This window comes from Citricoccus sp. CH26A, assembly GCF_000224415.1.
Lineage (GTDB): Bacteria > Actinomycetota > Actinomycetes > Actinomycetales > Micrococcaceae > Citricoccus.
This window is the reverse complement of sequence record NZ_AFXQ01000024.1, coordinates 1-17344: the sequence shown is the minus strand read 5'-3', so window position 1 is coordinate 17344 and position 17344 is coordinate 1. Positions and strand designations below refer to the sequence as shown.

Sequence of the window (17344 nt, the reverse complement as noted above, 5' to 3'; positions counted from 1 at the left end):
CACGGTCACCGTGCCGGGTTCTCCCGTGCCACCCACCGCCACCGCACCCACCCCAGGAGAGTCTCGATGATCACCCCAGCCGGTGGGTTCCCGCACCGCGGGTCCCTTGCCGCCTTCCGTCACCGCGGGTTCACGCTGTTCTGGATCGGCGCCCTCATCTCCAGCACCGGCACGTGGCTGGGAAACCTCACCGTGCCCTATGTCCTGTACCAGCAGACGGACAGTGCCGTGTGGGTGGGCCTGGCCGCCGCCGCACAGTTCGGCCCGGCCTTCGTGCTGGCGCCCCTGGGAGGGTGCCTGGCAGACACCGTGGACCGGCGCGTGTTGCTGATGTGGACGCAGGCTGGACTGGGTCTGGTGGCCGTGGCGATGTGGATCCAGTGGTCCGTCGGTGCGCACGAGCCTGCCTTACTCCTCGTCCTGGTCACCGTCTTCGGCGTGCTCAACGGACTCAACAACCCGGCGTGGCAGTCCCTTGTCAACGACCTGGTCCCGCGGGAGGACGTACTCTCAGCGGTGACGCTGAACTCACTGCAGTTCAACCTTGCTCGGGCCGTGGGGCCCGCCGTGGCTGGCGTGTTACTGGCCACTCTGGGGGCGTCTTGGGCGTTCCTGCTCAACGCCGTGTCCTTCGTGGTCGTCGTGGTCACCCTCGCGTTCGTCCGGCAGCACCGGTCCCGGGTGCGGACCTCCACCGGCAGGGGATTTTTCGTGCAGTGGCGAGATGCGGTGCGATACATGGCCGGGAGCTCTCCGATGCTGCTGGCGATCGGGTTGTGCTGTCTCGTGGGGCTGCTGGGGAACCCGGTCTTCAACCTCACCGTCGTCTTTGCCGAGACCGTCTACGACACCGACGCGATCGGCCTGGGTGTGCTCACGGCCGCACTCGGCGTCGGGGCCGTGCTCTTCGCCCTGGCCGGCCTGTTGCGCCGCGGGGGTCCACTGAGTTTCGCGCGGCGCATCATTCTGGCGATCACGGCCCTCGGCCTAGCCCTCGTGGCCATGGGGGCCGCCCCGGGCTACGGCCTCGGCGTGCTCGCTGCGGTCGGTGTTGGCGCCGCGTTCCTGGCCTCCTTCGCGGCCCTCAACTCGGTCATCCAACTGTTGGCTCCGGACGGCCTGCGTGGCCGGGTACTCGCGGTCCGGCACATGGTCTTCTCCGCCACGATCGCCCTGGGCGTCCTGCTCGGTGGTGTCCTCACGGACGTCTGGGGCGTGCGCCTGACCACCGCCCTGCTCGGAGCCGCCCTCCTGCTGGCCGTCACGGTCATGATCCTGGTGCCCGTCCTGGTCCCGGGGGCCGCCGGTGCGGCCGTGCTGGACCGGGCAGGTGACGACCCAGCGCAGGATCCCCGGGAACGCAATTCCACTCGGTGAGACTTCCGATTTCCTCTGCCGGGTGGCTCGGATTCACTGATCTGGACCACACAGAAGGAGCACCCCCATGACAGCCACCATCGAGTCCTCGGCATTCAGTCTGAACGAGGACCAGCGATTCATCCGCGATGCGATCGACGACCTCTGCGAGCCGTTCGACAACGAGTACTGGCGCAAGCACGACGCAGAGGGCACCTACCCCGAGGAGTTCGTCGACGCGCTGTACGACGCCGGCTGGATGGGCATGCTCATCCCGGAGGAGTACGACGGTGGCGGCGCCGACATCCGCGACGCGGCGGTCGTGCTGGAGCAGCTCGAACGCAACGGCTGCCACGCCGGCGCCGCCCGCGCCGGGATGTACACCATGGGTGCCATCCTGCGCCACGGCTCGGAGGAACAGAAGGCCGAGTGGCTGCCGAAGATCGCCTCAGGGGAGCTGCGGCTGCAGTCCTTTGGCGTGACGGAGCCCGACGCCGGCAGTGACACGACCCGCATCAAGACGTTCGCGGTTCGCGACGGTGACGACTACGTCGTCAACGGCAACAAGATCTTCATCTCCCGCGTGCAGCACTCCGACCTGCTGCTGCTGCTCGTCCGCACCACCAAACGTGAGGACGCGACCAAGCCCACCGATGGCTTCACCGTGCTGCTCGTGGACCTGCGCACGGCGATCGACAACGGCCAGATCGTGGCGACCCCGATCAAGACCATGGTCAACCATGAGACCAACGAGCTTGCGATCCGGGACCTGCGGGTCCCCGTCGCCAACCGCATCGGTGAGGAGGGCAAGGGGTTCCGGGTCATCCTCTCCGGGATGAACTCCGAACGGGTCATCGTCACGAGCGAGTACATCGGGGCGGGCTTCTACCTGCTTGATCGCGCGGTGCAGTATGCCAATGAACGCGAGGTATTCGGCCGCAAGATCGGCCAGAACCAGGCGCTGCAGGTGCCGCTGGCCCGGGCCTACGCCCAGCTGCAGGCCGCCTCGCTGATGCGCTGGCGGGCTGCTGAGATGTACGCGGCCGGGGAGAACCCGCGGTTCGAGGTCAACGGGGCCAAGCTGCTGGCCTCGGAGGCACTGTGGGCTGCTGCCGACGCTACTTTCGACACCTTCGGCGGCTATGCCGCGGCGGAGGAGTATGGCATCGAGCGCAAGTGGCGCGAGGCGCGGTTGCCGCGCACCGCGCCGATCAGCAACAACCTCGTGCTCGCCGGTATCGCCCACGGCACGCTGGGCCTCCCGAAGTCGTTCTGACGCCTTGGCCGAGCACGTAGCCCAGCGCGGAACGGACCACGCCTCCATCCGCCGTGTCGACCATGGGGCCGAGGTCGGCACGACCGAGGTCCTGGCGGAGTTCGCCGCCACCGGGGCCCCGGTCGCGGCCGACCACTCGGCCGAGGTTTCCCGTGCCCTGGTGGACACCGTCGCGGTGACCCTCGGCGGGGCTGGGGCCCCGGGAGAGCGGATCCTGCGCGGCTGGTCCCGGGCGGAGTCCCCGTCCGGCCCGGCCACGCTTTGGACTTCGGGGGAGCCGACGTCGGCGTCCACCGCCGCACTCGTCAATGGCACGGTCGCCCACCTCCTGGACTTCGACGACATCTCCCCGTCGATGCCCCTGCACCCCAGCGCCGTGCTGATACCGGCGTTGGTGGCCTTGGGAGAGGCCCGCGGGACGGACTCGTCCGCCTTCACGGAGTCCTACGACGTCGGCGCCGCCGCCTTCCGTGCCCTCGCCGACATCCTTCCCCAACACGTGCACTACGCCCGCGGTTGGCACAGCACCTCCACGATCGGCCGGCTGGCCGCCGTCGCCGCGCTCGTCCGGCTCGTGGGTCTCGACGCGGGGACGGCGCGAAACGCACTGGGAATCGCCTCTTCGCTCGCCGCCGGCTCCCGTCTGAACTTCGGTTCGATGACGAAGCCCCTGCACGCCGGCGCGGCCGCGCGGGATGCGGTGATGGCCGTGGAGCTGTCGGAGGCCGGGTTCACCGCGAACCCTGCCGAACTGGAGGCGCCGAACGGTTTTCTGGAGCGCTACGGTGACCCTGCGGAGGCCCCGGTCGGTCTGCCGGCGCAGACGCTCGAGGAGCGGCTGGAGTACTGGACCGACGCCTGGGTGCAGGATTGGGGGATCAAGCAGTACGCGAGCTGCTACGGGACTCACCGCGGCATCGACGCGATGCTCGCCATCCGGCGCGAGCACGCCGAGGCGGGACGGCAGGACTGTCCTATCGAGGTGCGCGCCACCCTGCACCGGCGTGGCACCCGGCCCCTGCGCAGCACGCCGCCCACCACCGGCACCGAGGCAAAGTTCAGTCTCGAGTACACCCTCGCGGTGGCCTGCCTGCGCGGGCGTGTGGCACTGGCGGACTTCACCGAGGAGGCCTTCGCCGACGAACAGGTGCACGCACTGATGCGCGCAGTCACCGTGGCGGAGAATCGCGTCCCGCCCGTGGGCCCGGCGGACTACACGACCGGTTTCACCGTGGTCGAGGCGATGTACGCGGACGGTTCCACCCGGGCGGCCCGGGTCGAAGTCACCCACGGCCAGTCCGCCGATCCCCTGACGGACGCGGAGCTGCGGGCCAAGGCCGTGGACTGCGTCCTGGCCGGTGGGTACGAAGCGGCAGTTGCCGACCAGATCATCGAGGTGGCTACCCGGGAGCCCGGGCCCGCCGTCACATCCGTACTCTCCAGGAGGAACCCGTCATGAGCCACGGCCGACCCACCGTCGTCATCCAGGAGGAGGGGATGCGCGAGGGCATGCAGATCGAGAGCCGCGACATTCCCGTCGAGGCCAAGGTCCGCCTGCTGGACGCGTTGTCCCAAACCGGTCTGCGCCGCATCATCGTGGGAGCCTTTGTCAGCCCTAAGTGGACTCCGCAGATGGCCGAGGTCGAGGCCGTGATCGACGGATTCACCCCGGTGGAGGGCGTGGAGTACACCGCGATCGTGCTCAATCAGCGTGGCGCGGAGCGCCGGGCCGCCTATGGGCACAAGCTCACCTTGCCGGACCCCACGCTGGGCCGCAGCAAGGTGCACCTCTGCGACGTCTTCGTGCGGCGCAACACCAACCGCAGCCAGCAGGACGAGATCGACGCACTGGAGCGCTCCGTGGCCGCTGCCCAGGAGGCCGGGATCACCCACGCGGAGATCTCCATCAATGCGGCGTGGGGCTCCAACTGGCTCGGTGAATTCACGGAGGACGAGCGGATGCGGTTGCTGCAGTTGCAGTACGACGCCTGGACGGCGGCGGGCATCCCCGTGACCCGCATCCACGTCGGGGACCCCATGAGTTGGAACACGCCCGCGGCGATGCGCCCGATGATGCGCCGGCTGGTGGACACCTGGCCCGAGGTGCGGGATTATCATCTGCACCTGCACGACGCCCGCGGTATGGCCATGCTCTCGGCCTACGTGGCCATCGAGGAATTGGACGAACGCCACTGCCTGCTGGTGGACGCCGCGATCGGCGGAATGGGCGGCTGCCCGTACTGCGGCAACGGCCGGGCCACTCGGATGATTCCCACGGAAGACTTCGCCCACCTGTTGGAGTCCGAGGGGATCGAGACCGGCCTGGACCTCACGGCTCTGGTCGAGGCGGGGGTGGTCGCGGAGGAGGTAGTGGGCCATCCCCTCTGGTCCAAGGTGACCGCCGCCGGTCCACGCCCCACAGGGGCAGACCTGTACCCGATGGACATGCCGTTCGTCGAGACCTTCGAGCAGGCCCAGCACTTCCGTCTCGGGCCCTCGGTGTACGAGGGCGCACTCTCGCCCTGGCGCGAGCCGGTGAGATCACCGGCCCGCGATGAACAAGACGCGCGGTTCGCCGCCGGGAAGGAGACTGTGCGATGAGCATCGGAGGATCCCTGGAGGGCGTCCGCATCATCGAGATCGGCACCAGTGTGGCGGTGCCCTATGGCTGCCAGATCCTGGCGGACTTCGGCGCCGAGGTCATCAAGGTCGAGCGCCTCAACGGCGGGGACGACGCCCGCACGTGGGCTCCGCTCAGCGACGGCGTCTCGATCACCTTCCTCTCGCTCAACCGCAACAAGCGCTCAGTCGTCCTGAACTACAAGGACGAGCGCGGGGCACAGGTCCTCGAGGACCTGATCGGCTCGGCCGACGTGCTGGTGCAGAACCTGCGCCCTGGGGCGCTCGCCTCGGCCGGTTTCTCCCGGGACCGCCTGCGCCAACTCAATCCCCGGTTGGTGTACGTGGAGATGACCGGGTACGGACGAACCGGCCCGCGCCGGGACCAACCGGCCTACGATGCCATGCTGCAGGCCTACTCCGGGGTGGTCGCGATGACGGGGGCCGACGATGGCCCGCCGGCCCGCGTGCCACTGTCCATGATGGACATGGGCACGGGGATGTGGATCGCCCTCGGCGTCTTCGACGCTCTGCGCCGGCGCGAGCAGACCGGCGAGGGTGCGCACGTGGAGGTCTCGCTGCTGCAGACCGCGCTGGCCTGGGTCGGTACGCCGCTGATGAGCGTGGCTGCCGGTGGTCCTGTGCCCCAGCGGCTCGGCTCGGGATTCCGCGGCAACGTCCCCAACGGAGCCTTCCCGGCCTCTGACGGCCACGTGTTCCTCTCGGTGGGCAACAACGAGAGCTTCCACCGCCTGCTCGAGGCCATCGAAGCACCCCACCTCAAGGACGCCTCTGGCTTCGAGGACAACCTGACACGGGTGCAAAACCGAGCCCTGGTCAACGAGCGCTTGGGCGAGGCGACCGCCCGGTTCACCATGGCGGAGCTTCTCGAGCGCCTGGAGCGGGCGAAGGTCCCGCACTCCGCGGTGAACACCCTGGACAACGTCATCACCGATCCCCAGGTGCGGGCCCTCGGCCAGCTCGAGGACATCCCCCACCCGCGGCTGGGGCCCACCACGGTGGTCAACACCCCCATCACGTTCGACGGCGAATACCTGGAACACCGTCGCACCCCGCCGGAACTGGGAGCCGACACGGCAGAGGTACTGGCGGCGCTCGGGCTGGCCAGCGGTGAGGTTGACGACCTGTTGGCCGCCGGGGTCATCGAGACCGGGGCCACCGAGGCTCCGGACGAGGCGGGGACCGACATCAATCAGCGGACCGAGATGGTCGGAGGAAAGGCATCATGACCGAGTTGACGCAGGACACCACACAGGGCACCACACAGGGCACCCCACGAGGCCCACGCGCGGACGAAACCGGTGATGGCCTCATCACCGGCACGAGGGACGAGGTCCTCTACGAGGTCAGGGATCAGGTCGCCTGGATCACCATCAACCGTCCGGAACGGCGCAACGCCATGAGCCGGCACACCGTGCAACTGCTGACCCAGGCCTTCGTGGACGCTGGCGAGGACCCCGACGTATGGGCCGTGGTCATCACCGGCGCCGGGGACAAGGCCTTCTGTGCGGGGGGCGACCTCAAGGAAATGGACAGCGTGGCGCGCGCCGGCCGCCAGGTGCACACGCCCATGACAGGTATGTACCGCGCGCTGCTGGAGGTCATCCTGGAGACGTACAAGCCGGTCATCGCGGCGATCAACGGCCACGCGCTCGCCGGCGGCTGCGAGATCGCCCTGGCCAGCGACATCCGCATCGCCGTGGAGGGCGCCACCATCGGCCTCACGGAGGCGCGGCGGGGCATGGGGGCCAACTTCGGTTCCGTCGTCCTGCCCCGGCTGATCCCGCGAGCGCTGGCCATGGACCTGCTCTACACCGCACGGATGGTGCCGGTAGAGGAGGCCCAGCAGATCGGCTTGGTGAACCGGGTCGTTCCGCGCGAGGACTTCGCGTCCGAAGTGGAAGCGTACGTCCGGACCATCGTGGCCAATTCACCCGTGTCACTGCGCCGCTACAAAGAGATGGCCACCAAGAGCTGGGGGCTTCCGGTCACCTCCGCCCTACGCCTGAACGTGGGACCGAACCCCTATACGAGCGAGGACCGTGCCGAGGGTGTGCGCGCCTTCATCGAGAAGCGGGCCCCGCAGTGGAAGAACAGGTAGGCAGAACCGTGGACCTGCTGGACGTCGAGACATGGCAAGGGCGGATCGCCACCGGGGGATGGGTGTCCGGGGAAGGTGAGCCGCTGGCCGTGCGGGAGTCCGCCACCGGTGCGCAGATCGGGACCCTCGGGACGGCCTCCGTCACGCAGGCCGCCGAGGCGGCTCGCCGTGCCGCCCGCGCCCAGCGGGAGTGGGCCGAGTGGTCCCCGTCCGCGCGGGCAGGGGTGTTGCGCCGAGCTGGCGAGCTGTTCGAGACTCATGAGGACGAGATCACCCCATGGCTGGTGCGGGAGAGCGGGGGGACCTGGGCCAAGGCCGCGACCGAGGTGCGAGCCGCCGTCGGTGAGTGCCACGAGGCCTCAGCCCTGCCGACTCATCCGCAGGGTGACGTGCTGGCCACGAATCGGGACCGCTGGTCTCTCTCGCGCCGGGTGCCGGCCGGTGTCGTCTCGGTCATCGCGCCGTTCAATTACCCCCTGACCCTGGGCATCCGCTCCGTGGCACCGGCCCTGGCGGTCGGTAACGCCGTGTTGCTCAAGCCGGACCCGCGCACCTCGGTGGGCGGCGGCGTCGCCATCCAACGGGTCTTCGAGGAGGCCGGCCTCCCAGCCGGCGTGCTGCAGACCCTGCCCGGCGGGGCGGACATCGGCGAGGTGGTGGTTGGAGCACCGGAGGTGCGCGTCATCTCCTTCACCGGTTCGACGGCGGCTGGCCGGAAAGTGGGCGAGACGGCCGCGCGGCACCTCAAGCGCGCGCACCTGGAACTGGGGGGCAACAACGCCATCATCGTGCTGCCGGGCGCGGACGTGGCGCCGGCCGCCGCGGCCGGCGCCTTCGGATCCTTCCTGCACCAGGGGCAAATCTGCCAGGCGGCCGGGCGGCATCTCGTGCATGAGGACCAGGCCGAGGCCTACCTGGCCGAGCTGGCCCGGATCGCCTCCGCACTGCGGGTCGGGGACCCGTATCGCGAGGAGGGTGTGCAGGTTGGCCCCATCATCGACGACCGCCAGCTCGCCGGGGTGGCCGCCCTCGTGGACCAGGCGGTGGCGGACGGCGCCCGGGTGCTGGCCGGCGGTGCGGCTGAGGGGCGTTTCTACCAGCCGACCGTGCTGGGCGGGGTGACGGCTCGGATGGCGGTATGGACCGACGAGATCTTCGGTCCGGTGGCCCCCGTGCTCACCTACCGGAGTCTCGACGAGGCGGTGGACCTCGTCAATGCCAGCGAGTACGGCCTGTCCGTGGCCGTGCTCGGTGACGTCGGCACGGGCATGACCGTGGCCGACCGGGTTCACAGCGGCGTGGTCCATCTCAACGAGCAGACGGTGGGGGACGAGTCCATGGCGCCCTTCGGCGGCATGGGGGCCTCGGGGACCGGGTCCCGCTTCGGTGGCCCGGAAGCCAACTTCGAGGCCTTCACGGAGACGCAGTGGGTCACGGCCCGTCCGACGATCGAGACCTACGCCCTGCCCTCGGGTGGCCGTCCGGCCCGCTGAGGCCGAGCCCCTCACCCGGCACCGGACCGGCGGCTAGACTTCGTCGAGAACCGAGGACAGGTCGAGGGCGACGGGCGGAGGATCGATGACAGGGAGCCGTGAGCCCGCGGAGCAGAGCGAGGAATCGAAACGGTCCGTCCTGGGACGGGCCTTCGAGATCCTGGACTGTTTCGCCGGTGGCCAGGAAATGACCGTCGCAGGTATCTGCGAGGAGACGGGCCTTCCGCCGGCCACGGTGCACCGCATGCTCGCCGCCCTCGTGGAGTGGGAGGGCGTGGAACGCCTGGCCCGGGGCCGCTACCGGTTGGGGGCGCGCATCTGGCGACTCGGCATCAGCGCCCCCCAAGTACGCCGACTGCGCGAGCTTGCCCAGCCGTACCTCGTGGACCTGCACATGGCCACCCGGGGCACGGTATACCTGGGCGTGCGCGACGGGCCCGATGCCGTATTCGGGGACCGCATCACCCGGGTCAAGCCCACGGTTGCCTCCTCGATGGTGACACGCCGGATGCCCTTGCAGAGCACGGCCGGTGGCCGGGTGCTGCTGGCCTACAGCGAGGACGCGTGGCAGCAGTTGCAGGCGGATGCCGTGGCAGCCGACGAGCGCGATTTCCCGGCGGAGACAGGGGGCGGTACGCCTGCATCTTCCCGTGCCCAGGACGAAGACGACCCCTCAAGGGCCGACGGCCTCGGGGACGACGCGCTTGCCGGTCCATCGGCCAGCGAGCGGACCCGGCGCGAGGCGTCACTGGAGGCACTCGGCCGAGAACTGGCCTCGATCCGCTCCCGTGGTTACGGGACGACATGGAACGACGGGCTACGGGGGCGCACCTCGGTGGCCGCCCCCGTGTTCGGCGAGCTCGGTGCCGTGGTGGCCAGCCTGACGGTGTCCTTCCCCGAAACCCGCATCCCGGACCCGCGCACGATCGTCCCGCAGGTCCTGGGGGCAGCCAAGGCCATCAGCGCCGACCTGACCCGGCGGACCCTGCCGACGTCGTCGGGCCGGCCCAGCGCGAACCCGGTGCGCTGAGGGCGGGTCCACGCCGGAACAGGCGAGGAACCGCCGGAGGAGAGCACGAACGAAACGCCATTCTGCAGGATGGGACTGAGATAGGGTCGAGTCATGACTAAGAAGGCGGAGAAGGACCAGCCGGCCTACCCGATCGGTTCCGTGGACAAGGCGCTGAGGCTCGTGGTCCTCGTGGCCGGCCACCCCGCCGGGGTGCGGCTCGGGGACGCCACCGCAGCCCTGGGGGTGGCTCCCTCCACTGCCCACCGACTGCTGCAGATGCTCGTGCACCACGGCTTCGCCCGGCAGGATCCCGAGACCAAGGCCTACCATCCCGGAGAGACGATGGAACGCCTCGCCAACCCGCGGGAGCGTGTCCGGCAGCTGGCGCGCCCCATCCTCACGTCGCTCGTGGAGGAGTTCGGCGAGACGGTGCACCTGAGCGTGCTGGACGGGGCGTCAGCCCTGACGGTCGTTTCCGTGGAGAGCCCCCATCTGCTCCGGGTGGGCAATCGTGAGGGCCACGCCCAGCCTGCGGTCCGCAGCGGCATGGGCCGAGTCCTGCTCTCGGGGTTGGACGACGCGGTACGCCGGGAGATGATCGCCGCGGAGGAGGTGGACGCTGACCGTCTCGCCGCCCACCTGCGGGAAGTCGAGGAGAAGGGTTACCTGTTACAGCACGGCGAGATGGAACCTGGCGTGAGCGCCCTGGCCGTCCCCGTGCGTGGCGTCAGCGGGACCGTGGAGTACGCCATCGGCGTCACCTTCCCCACGGGCAGGGTCGCCGAGCAGCAGGTGCCGCGACTTGTCAGGTCCCTGAAGGCGTCAGCGGCGCAGCTCGAGGACGAGCTGCGCCGCTGACGGGAGCCACCCGGTTCCGGGTCTCAGGCGGGGTAACTGCGCTGCCGCGGCGCCCGGTCCAGTGGCATGAACATCCAGTCGAGGTTCGCGTAATCCGTCGCGTCATGGTCCTGGAAGGTGTGATTGCGCATCCGCCGGCCGATTCCCTCGATGTGGAACAGTTCGCCGGCTACGCGGGCCAGCCGTTGGATGTTCCCGGCGTGCTCGAGACGCCGGTCCTGGTACCGCGCGAAGGCCTCGGTGACGTCCTCCGTGCCATTGAGTTCCTCAGCCATGGCCACCGCGTCGTCCAAGGACTGGGCCCCGCCCTGCGCCAGGTACTGCACCATGGCATGCGCGGCGTCGCCCAGCAGGGCCACATTGCCGTCGACCCACTGCTGGGCCGGCTCGCGGTCGTACATGGGCCAGCGGATGTCCCGACTCAGGTACTGCCCGGCCTTCCGGACGGTCTCGCAGCACGCGGCGAATCGCGCGTCGAGTTCCTCAGGCGTGCCCCAGTCGTCGTGGTCGGGGGAGTAGGCGTCCGACTTGAACACGGCGACGTTGTTGTAGAGCTTGCCACCCCTCAGGGGGTACTGGATGAGGTGCATGTTGGGTCCCAGCCAGCACAACACGGCCGGGGAGGAGGTGACATCCTCCCCCACGACGTCGGTGGGTACGGTCCCGCGGTAGGCGACGTACCGGGAGGGGACCAGTTCGTCGTCGATGATGGCCTTGCGCAGGTTCGAGCGCAGGCCGTCGGCGCCGATCACGGCCGCAGCGGTGTATTCCTCGCCCTCGGCGGTCCTCACCAGGACGGTCCCGTCCGGCTGGTTCGTGGCGCTGACGACCTCCGTGTCGGTCTCGAAGGTCACGAGGCCCGAATCGCGGCAGCCATCCAGCAGCGCGGCGTGCAGGTCGGCCCGGTGGGTGACGATGTACGGGTATCCGTAGTGCTCCACGAACTCGGGACCCAGGGAGATCGTGGCGATGGTCTGGCCCGTGACGGCGTCGATGTACACCTTGCGCTCCGGGAAGACGGCATCCTCCATGACCTTCTCCAACACGCCGAGCCCGTCGAGGGCTGACAAGGCGTTCGGGGCGAGCTGGATGCCGGCGCCGACTTCGCCGAACTCGGGAGCCCGTTCAAGGACGTGGACCTTCTTGCCCTTACGGGCCAGCCCGAGGGCGGTGGCGAGGCCACCGATCCCCCCACCGGCGACAAGGGTCTCGATTACTGGGCTTGGTGCAACTGACATAGGTTCTCTCCTTCGGTACCGGTGAGCAACGTGGCTACACCGATTCTGTATAGTGGAAGTCTGTTCGTTAGTACAGAATAGATAACTCGGCTTCCGGGCGTCAACGGTGTGCGGGAGCCGGTCTATCAATCAGTGAGAGGAGCGTTATCAAGCCTGGGAATGCCAGCCCTACGCTGGCCGGGGCCAGGCAGGGACCGGGCTCAATACCCCGAGCCAGGCTTTAAGGAACGCAACCACCTAAATCGCCCAGTACTAGGAGCAACAATGAAGATTGTCGTGTTGGCCAAGCAGGTTCCGGATACCTGGTCGGATCGGAAGATCGACCTGGAGACCGGGATGCTGGACCGTGCGGCCTCGGAACCGGTGCCGGATGAGATCAATGAGCGGGCGTTGGAGAATGCACTGGTGTACAAGGACGCGCACCAGGACACCGAGGTGGTCGTGCTGACGATGGGTCCACAGGATGCGACGAAGACGCTGCGCAAGTTGCTGTCGATGGGCGCGGACTCCGCAGTGCTGGTCAGTGACGCCGCCCTGGCCGGTTCGGACATGGTGCAGACCGCCCAAGTGTTGGCCGCCGCGATTCAGAAGATCGGCGGGGTTGACCTGGTGGTGGCCGGCAACGAGGCAACGGACGGCCGGGGCGGGATGATCCCGGCGATGGTGGCCCAGGCTCTGGGGCTGCCGGTGCTGCCGGGATTAGACGCGGTGCAGGTCGCTGCGGACCAGATCACCGGTTCCGCGCAAGTGGACGGCGGCACCCTGGAGTTGTCCTCTGAGCTTCCGGCGGTGGTGTCGGTAACCGAAAAGACAGCTGAGGCGCGTTTCCCGAACTTCAAAGGGATCATGGCCGCGAAGAAGAAGCCAGTGGACACCTGGTCCCTGGCGGAGTTGGGGATCGCCGCCGGGCCGGAGGCGGCCCCGGTGCGTTCGGTGATGGTCTCGGCGAACGCACGCCCTCCGAAGCAGGCCGGGCCGAAGATGACCGACGACGGCACGGCGGCTGCCCAGCTCGCGGAGTTCCTGGTCTCCAACCGACTGGCCTGACCCGCCACCGGCCCCCGCGACGCACGCAAACCTGCACTGACCTAAAGGAAGCACATCATGGCAAACACTGAGAATGTCCTGGTCCTGATCGAGACCACTGGCGAGGGCAAGCCCAAGTCCACCGCCGCGTCGCTGCTGGGGGCGGCCGCGCAGATCGGGTCACCGGTCGCGGTGGCGGTGACCGCCCCGGGAGCCGGGCAGGCACTCGCCGGGCGGTTGGGGGAGCTGGGCGCGGCCCAGGTGTACCTGGCCGAGTCCGAGACCGCGACCACCGAGCTGGGCACCGCCCAGGTTGGGGCCCTAGCGGATGCGGTGGGCGCCTACGGGGCGCAGATCGTGCTGGTCCCGGCGACCAATGACTCCAAGGCCGCGGCCGGGCGCCTGGCGATCGTGGCCGGCGGCTCGGTTGCCGCCGATGCCGTCGGGGTGCGCTACGACACCGAGGGCCAGGAGGTCATCGCCACCCACGCGGTGTTCGGCGGGGACTTCACCACCGAGTCCACCGTCGAGGGCGGACTGATGATCATCACCGTGCGCCCGGGCTCGGTGGAGGCCCGGGCCGAGGCCGTGGCCTCCCCGGAGGTGCGCACCGCACCGGTGAGCACCCAGTCCGGGCCCGGGGCGAGGATCGAGTCGGCCACCGATACGGCGGTGCAGTCCGGTCGGCCGGTGCTGCGCGGGGCCAAGACCGTGGTCTCCGGCGGCCGGGGGATCGGCTCGAAGGAGAACTTCGCCCTCGTGGAGGAACTGGCCGACGCCCTGGGTGCGGCCGTGGGTGCCTCCCGGGCGGCCGTGGACGCCGGGTACGTGCCCCAGCACTACCAGGTCGGCCAGACCGGGGTGACCGTGACCCCGCAGCTGTACATGGCGCTGGGCATCTCCGGGGCCATCCAGCACCGGGCCGGGATGCAGACTTCCAAGACCATCGTGGCGATCAACAAGGACGAGGACGCCCCGATCTTCGAGGTCGCCGACTTCGGGGTGGTCGGCGACGTGTTCGAGGTCGTGCCGAAGCTCGTCGAAGAGATCAAAGCCCGTCGCAATTGAGCCGCCCGCAGACGAAAATCATCCGCGGTTGCAGCGTCCAGGACGCGCACCTGTCCGGGATGCCTGAGGCTCTTCTTCTTTCAATACTGTCGACGCCCTGATGAAGGACTGAGAACCACCATGACCAGCGAGCAGAACCCGGATCGACCTTCCCGGCGGCGTATGGCCGGCTACATGCCGCCGGCCGAGACGGCCGGCTCCGGACTCGTTTCTAACGTGACGTCCACACGCTCCGCTGCGGCACCTGAACCGGTGGCCCTGGCAGCCCCGCCCAACGTTGCCTCGCCGCCGCTTGCAGTGGCCAACCAGAAGTCGTCAGCGGCCGTGCCCGGGCAACCGGACAGGGGAGCTCCACCGCATCTGCAGGCGCCGACGGAGGCCGCTGCTGCGGTGCGAAAGCGCAGAATGGTCGGTGCCCCGGCACCATTGATCACCACCGTGACCGATAGTGCTGTCATGTCGGCTCCGGGCGTGTCGGCCGGGGTCTCAGTATCCGGTATAGACGGTGCAACTGACACGGAGAATGCTGGCATCGAGGGTGTGACGAACGGCCTCGCGCCGGCGACGCCGGCTCCGGTGGCCAAGACCCGGATGGGAGGCACTGCTGGAGCCAAGACCAGGATGGGTAGCGCGCCGGTGGCCCCGGTCCCCACGGCATCAGCACCCGCGGTGCCTGCGGCACCGGCCGTCGAATCTGCGGGTGCCGCTCCGCGCAGGCGGATGGGTGGGGCCCCGACCGCGCCCGCAGCGGGGACCGTGCAGGCCTCGGCCGGGACCCGGATAGGTGCCCCGGCCTCCGCGCAGGCCGCTCCCACCGCACCGGGGCCCTCCTCTGGATCGTCGGCCTCGGTGCCGTCCCCGTCGTCGGGGCGGGCGGGGACGTCGGGTCCGGCGGGGGCGGCCACCCCGGCGGCCCCGCAGCGCCCGTGGGTGCGCCCGGTGGTGATCACCGCGGCCCTGGTGGTGGTGGCCCTGGCCGTGGTGCTCGGGGCCCGGTGGCTGCGCACCCTGGAACCGGTGCAGGAGTTCATCGCCACCTACGACGGGCATGCCTCCCAGCCGGCCACCGCGCCGGCGGGCATGCCCTGGTGGCTGGGCTGGCAGCACTTCTTCAACATGTTCCTCATCGTGCTGATCATCCGCACCGGGCTGCAGGTGCGCACCGAGCGCAAGCCCCCCGGGTACTGGACCGCCAGGAAGGACTCGTTCTTCTCCCCGAAGGGGAACACCCCCAAGAAGGTCTCCCTGTCCCAGTGGCTGCACCAGAGCCTGGACGTGCTCTGGGTCCTCAACGGGGTGGTGTTCATCGTGCTGTTGTTCACCACCGGGCACTGGATGCGGATCGTGCCCACCAGTTGGGACGTGTTCCCGAACATGGTCTCCGGGGCGATCCAGTACGCCTCCCTGGACTGGCCCACCGAGAACGGCTGGGTGCACTACAACGCCCTGCAGGTGGTCGCCTACTTCACCACCGTGTTCATCGCCGCCCCGCTGGCGATCATCTCCGGGCTGCGGTTCTCGACCTGGTGGCCCGAGCGCGCCGAGAAGCTGACGAAGGCCTACCCGGTGGAGTGGGCCCGGGCGGTGCACTTCCCGGTGATGCTCTACTTCGTGGCGTTCACGATCGTGCACGTGTTCCTGGTGTTCTTCACCGGGGCGCTGGCCAACCTGAACCACATGTACACCTCCCGGGACGTCGTGGACTGGTGGGGCCTGGTGATCTTCCTGGTCTCGCTTCTCGTGATCGCCGCCGCGTGGTTCCTCACCCAACCGATGTTCACCACCCCGATCGCCGCCCGTACCGGCAAGATCTCCAAATAGTCCGGCGGGACGCGTCATTCAAGGCGGTCAGTACGAGCTGTGCGAGACCAAGAGACGCAACCCGTCCACGACTGAATCTGTGGACATTGCTCTAGGAATGATCTGGGCGTCAATTACCGTAGGCACGTAGCTTGGGGGAGGCCCATCACAATCGTCAAATGGGACTTCTTCGAGCAGTTAGTTGACATACTCGGGGTTCTCGGCCGTACTGCTCCTCGAGCGGTGTCCCTGCCTGTGGCTCCTTGGGCATTTTTGTTTGCCGCGTGTGAGGGGGCTTCAGGAACCAGAGAGAGTCGTTAGATTCGGGGCGGTTCTCCACCCGTGGGTTGGAAAGCACGTTAGGAATGTGGTCTCACGCGTCGTGCCTATATCCCGTCATGGGAATCACGTGCGGTCTGCATCTTGGCCATGTCAACGCGATCGTTTCGGAACGGAACCCCGTCTGCTTCGAGCAGCGCCCGAGCTTGTCCTTCGTGGCACGTCGCTGGCGTACCGTCGGCGTAAACAACCCGCCACCACGGCACGTCGTCCCCCAGCAACGACACCGCTCGCCCTGCCTGGCGAGGACCGATTCCCACTGCCCGCCCGATCTCGCCATAGGCTGCCACGCAACCGGCCGGAATCATCGCCACCACTGCACGAACTTCTGCCAGCACGTCCATGCCCATCCTCCTGGAAGTCCCGGATAGGTGCTCCTTGTCTGCACTCGCGCGAACGGGTTCATAGTGGCACACCGGGTCGATGAGACCGGGACTGTTGAATCATGGCTGCATGGCATGGACCTCGTCTACATCGAGATGCGCGTGGAGGGCAGTGCCGGGCTGGGGTGTGACCCGGCGATCCGTGGATTCAGCTCGCGCCGTTGATGGATGCAAAGAGAATGTGGCAGCTAGGCGTCCCTGCCGTCCAGTTTCTCCCGGATCTCCACCGCGTCCTCGGTCACCTCGGCGGCCGTTTCCGGGGCGGTGACCGCGGGCATGGCGCCGGTGACTGCCGGTGCCGGGGTGAGCATTGAGGCGTAGTCGTGCTCGTGGGTGTAGGTCAGGAACCCGAGGTGTGCCTCGTAGCGGTCCAGGACGTCGTCGATGACCTGCTGCCGGGTGACGCCGTAGAGGTCGTACCCCTCGGAGCCGGTCTGGGCGAACACCTCGATGCGGTAGTACACGTCCGTGGCGCGGGACATCGAGCCGCGTCCGCCGAACTTCGGCACCGGTGCCTCCACCACTTGGGCGTGGTACTGGAAGGCTCGATGCTCTGGGATGGTGACCGTGAGCTTGTGGCCGGAGATCGTGGTCTCGGGGTCCGGGGTGAGGTCCAGGGTTGCTTCGTAGCCTTGGGCGGTGAACTCGCGCAGCACGTCCGCCAGGGCGGGCTGGACGGTGCGCTCCATGAACTGGGCGACCTGCCGCTTCGAGGGGTAGGAGCGCATGCCGGCCAGGCGCTGGCGCCAGGTGC

The 17344-nt window shown here is 68.8% G+C and carries 14 protein-coding genes and 1 pseudogene; 12 read left to right on the top strand and 3 right to left on the bottom strand.

The genetic code is table 11. The features are described 5' to 3' along the window. The first annotated feature begins 66 nt into the window (after positions 1-66). The 9 genes from CITRI_RS0112790 to CITRI_RS0112750 all read left to right on the top strand — a co-directional run bounded on the left by CITRI_RS0112790 (position 67) and on the right by CITRI_RS0112750 (position 10736). Positions 67-1377, top strand: coding sequence for an MFS transporter (locus CITRI_RS0112790; RefSeq protein WP_010145254.1), 1311 nt, complete (start codon positions 67-69; stop codon positions 1375-1377). 67 nt (positions 1378-1444) lie between these two features. Continuing rightward, complete coding sequence (locus CITRI_RS0112785; RefSeq protein WP_010145253.1) at positions 1445-2632, top strand: acyl-CoA dehydrogenase family protein; 1188 nt, start codon at positions 1445-1447, stop codon at positions 2630-2632. A gap of 4 nt (positions 2633-2636) precedes the next feature. After that, on the top strand, positions 2637-4091 hold the full coding sequence (locus tag CITRI_RS0112780; RefSeq protein WP_010145252.1) for an MmgE/PrpD family protein: 1455 nt from the start codon (positions 2637-2639) through the stop codon (positions 4089-4091). Then, the gene (locus tag CITRI_RS0112775) at positions 4088-5233 is read left to right on the top strand and encodes a hypothetical protein (RefSeq protein WP_010145251.1); all 1146 of its coding nucleotides are present in this window, start codon (positions 4088-4090) and stop codon (positions 5231-5233) included. Before CITRI_RS0112780 ends, CITRI_RS0112775 begins: the two co-directional genes overlap by 4 nt. Then, the gene (locus CITRI_RS0112770) at positions 5230-6501 is read left to right on the top strand and encodes a CaiB/BaiF CoA-transferase family protein (protein WP_010145250.1); all 1272 of its coding nucleotides are present in this window, start codon (positions 5230-5232) and stop codon (positions 6499-6501) included. The genes CITRI_RS0112775 and CITRI_RS0112770 overlap by 4 nt, the downstream gene beginning before the upstream one ends. Continuing rightward, positions 6498-7373 (top strand): enoyl-CoA hydratase/isomerase family protein, encoded by an 876-nt coding sequence (locus CITRI_RS0112765; RefSeq protein WP_010145248.1) that lies wholly within the window; start codon positions 6498-6500, stop codon positions 7371-7373. Before CITRI_RS0112770 ends, CITRI_RS0112765 begins: the two co-directional genes overlap by 4 nt. Positions 7374-7381: 8 nt before the next feature. Beyond that, positions 7382-8866, top strand: a complete 1485-nt coding sequence (locus CITRI_RS0112760) for an aldehyde dehydrogenase family protein (RefSeq protein WP_010145246.1) — start codon at positions 7382-7384, stop codon at positions 8864-8866. Between the two features lie 85 nt (positions 8867-8951). Next, complete coding sequence (locus tag CITRI_RS18525) at positions 8952-9896, top strand: IclR family transcriptional regulator (RefSeq protein ID WP_010145245.1); 945 nt, start codon at positions 8952-8954, stop codon at positions 9894-9896. A 93-nt stretch (positions 9897-9989) separates the two neighbouring features. Next, positions 9990-10736, top strand: coding sequence for an IclR family transcriptional regulator (locus CITRI_RS0112750; protein ID WP_010145244.1), 747 nt, complete (start codon positions 9990-9992; stop codon positions 10734-10736). A 23-nt stretch (positions 10737-10759) separates the two neighbouring features. On the opposite strand, the gene CITRI_RS0112745 is transcribed toward CITRI_RS0112750, so the two are convergent. Further along, positions 10760-11974, bottom strand: a complete 1215-nt coding sequence (locus CITRI_RS0112745) for an FAD-dependent monooxygenase (protein ID WP_010145243.1) — start codon at positions 11972-11974, stop codon at positions 10760-10762. A gap of 264 nt (positions 11975-12238) precedes the next feature. On the opposite strand from CITRI_RS0112745, the gene CITRI_RS0112740 reads away from it, so the two are divergent. The 3 genes from CITRI_RS0112740 to CITRI_RS0112730 all read left to right on the top strand — a co-directional run bounded on the left by CITRI_RS0112740 (position 12239) and on the right by CITRI_RS0112730 (position 15889). After that, on the top strand, positions 12239-13021 hold the full coding sequence (locus CITRI_RS0112740) for an electron transfer flavoprotein subunit beta/FixA family protein (protein WP_029139302.1): 783 nt from the start codon (positions 12239-12241) through the stop codon (positions 13019-13021). Between the two features lie 57 nt (positions 13022-13078). Then, positions 13079-14068, top strand: coding sequence for an electron transfer flavoprotein subunit alpha/FixB family protein (locus CITRI_RS0112735; RefSeq protein ID WP_010145241.1), 990 nt, complete (start codon positions 13079-13081; stop codon positions 14066-14068). Between the two features lie 939 nt (positions 14069-15007). Further along, the gene (locus CITRI_RS0112730; protein WP_010145240.1) at positions 15008-15889 is read left to right on the top strand and encodes a cytochrome b/b6 domain-containing protein; all 882 of its coding nucleotides are present in this window, start codon (positions 15008-15010) and stop codon (positions 15887-15889) included. Positions 15890-16254: 365 nt separating this feature from the next. Here CITRI_RS0112730 and CITRI_RS19040 read toward each other — a convergent pair whose 3' ends face one another. Both CITRI_RS19040 and CITRI_RS17675 read right to left on the bottom strand, forming a co-directional pair. After that, positions 16255-16551 (bottom strand): MGMT family protein, encoded by a 297-nt coding sequence (locus CITRI_RS19040; protein ID WP_010145239.1) that lies wholly within the window; start codon positions 16549-16551, stop codon positions 16255-16257. 227 nt (positions 16552-16778) lie between these two features. After that, a pseudogene (locus CITRI_RS17675) lies at positions 16779-17344 on the bottom strand (high-affinity choline transporter BetT); the annotation flags it as partial.

Bases quoted from the DNA above. Each gene is read 5' to 3' on its own strand.
- CITRI_RS0112790 (WP_010145254.1), top strand. From the start codon at position 67: ATGATCACCCCAGCCGGTGGGTTCCCGCACCGCGGGTCCCTTGCCGCC.
- CITRI_RS0112785 (WP_010145253.1), top strand. From the start codon at position 1,445: ATGACAGCCACCATCGAGTCCTCGGCATTCAGTCTGAACGAGGACCAG.
- CITRI_RS0112775 (WP_010145251.1), top strand. From the start codon at position 4,088: ATGAGCCACGGCCGACCCACCGTCGTCATCCAGGAGGAGGGGATGCGC.
- CITRI_RS0112770 (WP_010145250.1), top strand. From the start codon at position 5,230: ATGAGCATCGGAGGATCCCTGGAGGGCGTCCGCATCATCGAGATCGGC.
- CITRI_RS0112765 (WP_010145248.1), top strand. From the start codon at position 6,498: ATGACCGAGTTGACGCAGGACACCACACAGGGCACCACACAGGGCACC.
- CITRI_RS18525 (WP_010145245.1), top strand. From the start codon at position 8,952: ATGACAGGGAGCCGTGAGCCCGCGGAGCAGAGCGAGGAATCGAAACGG.
- CITRI_RS0112750 (WP_010145244.1), top strand. From the start codon at position 9,990: ATGACTAAGAAGGCGGAGAAGGACCAGCCGGCCTACCCGATCGGTTCC.
- CITRI_RS0112745 (WP_010145243.1), bottom strand. From the start codon at position 11,974: ATGTCAGTTGCACCAAGCCCAGTAATCGAGACCCTTGTCGCCGGTGGG.
- CITRI_RS0112740 (WP_029139302.1), top strand. From the start codon at position 12,239: ATGAAGATTGTCGTGTTGGCCAAGCAGGTTCCGGATACCTGGTCGGAT.
- CITRI_RS0112735 (WP_010145241.1), top strand. From the start codon at position 13,079: ATGGCAAACACTGAGAATGTCCTGGTCCTGATCGAGACCACTGGCGAG.
- CITRI_RS19040 (WP_010145239.1), bottom strand. From the start codon at position 16,551: ATGGACGTGCTGGCAGAAGTTCGTGCAGTGGTGGCGATGATTCCGGCC.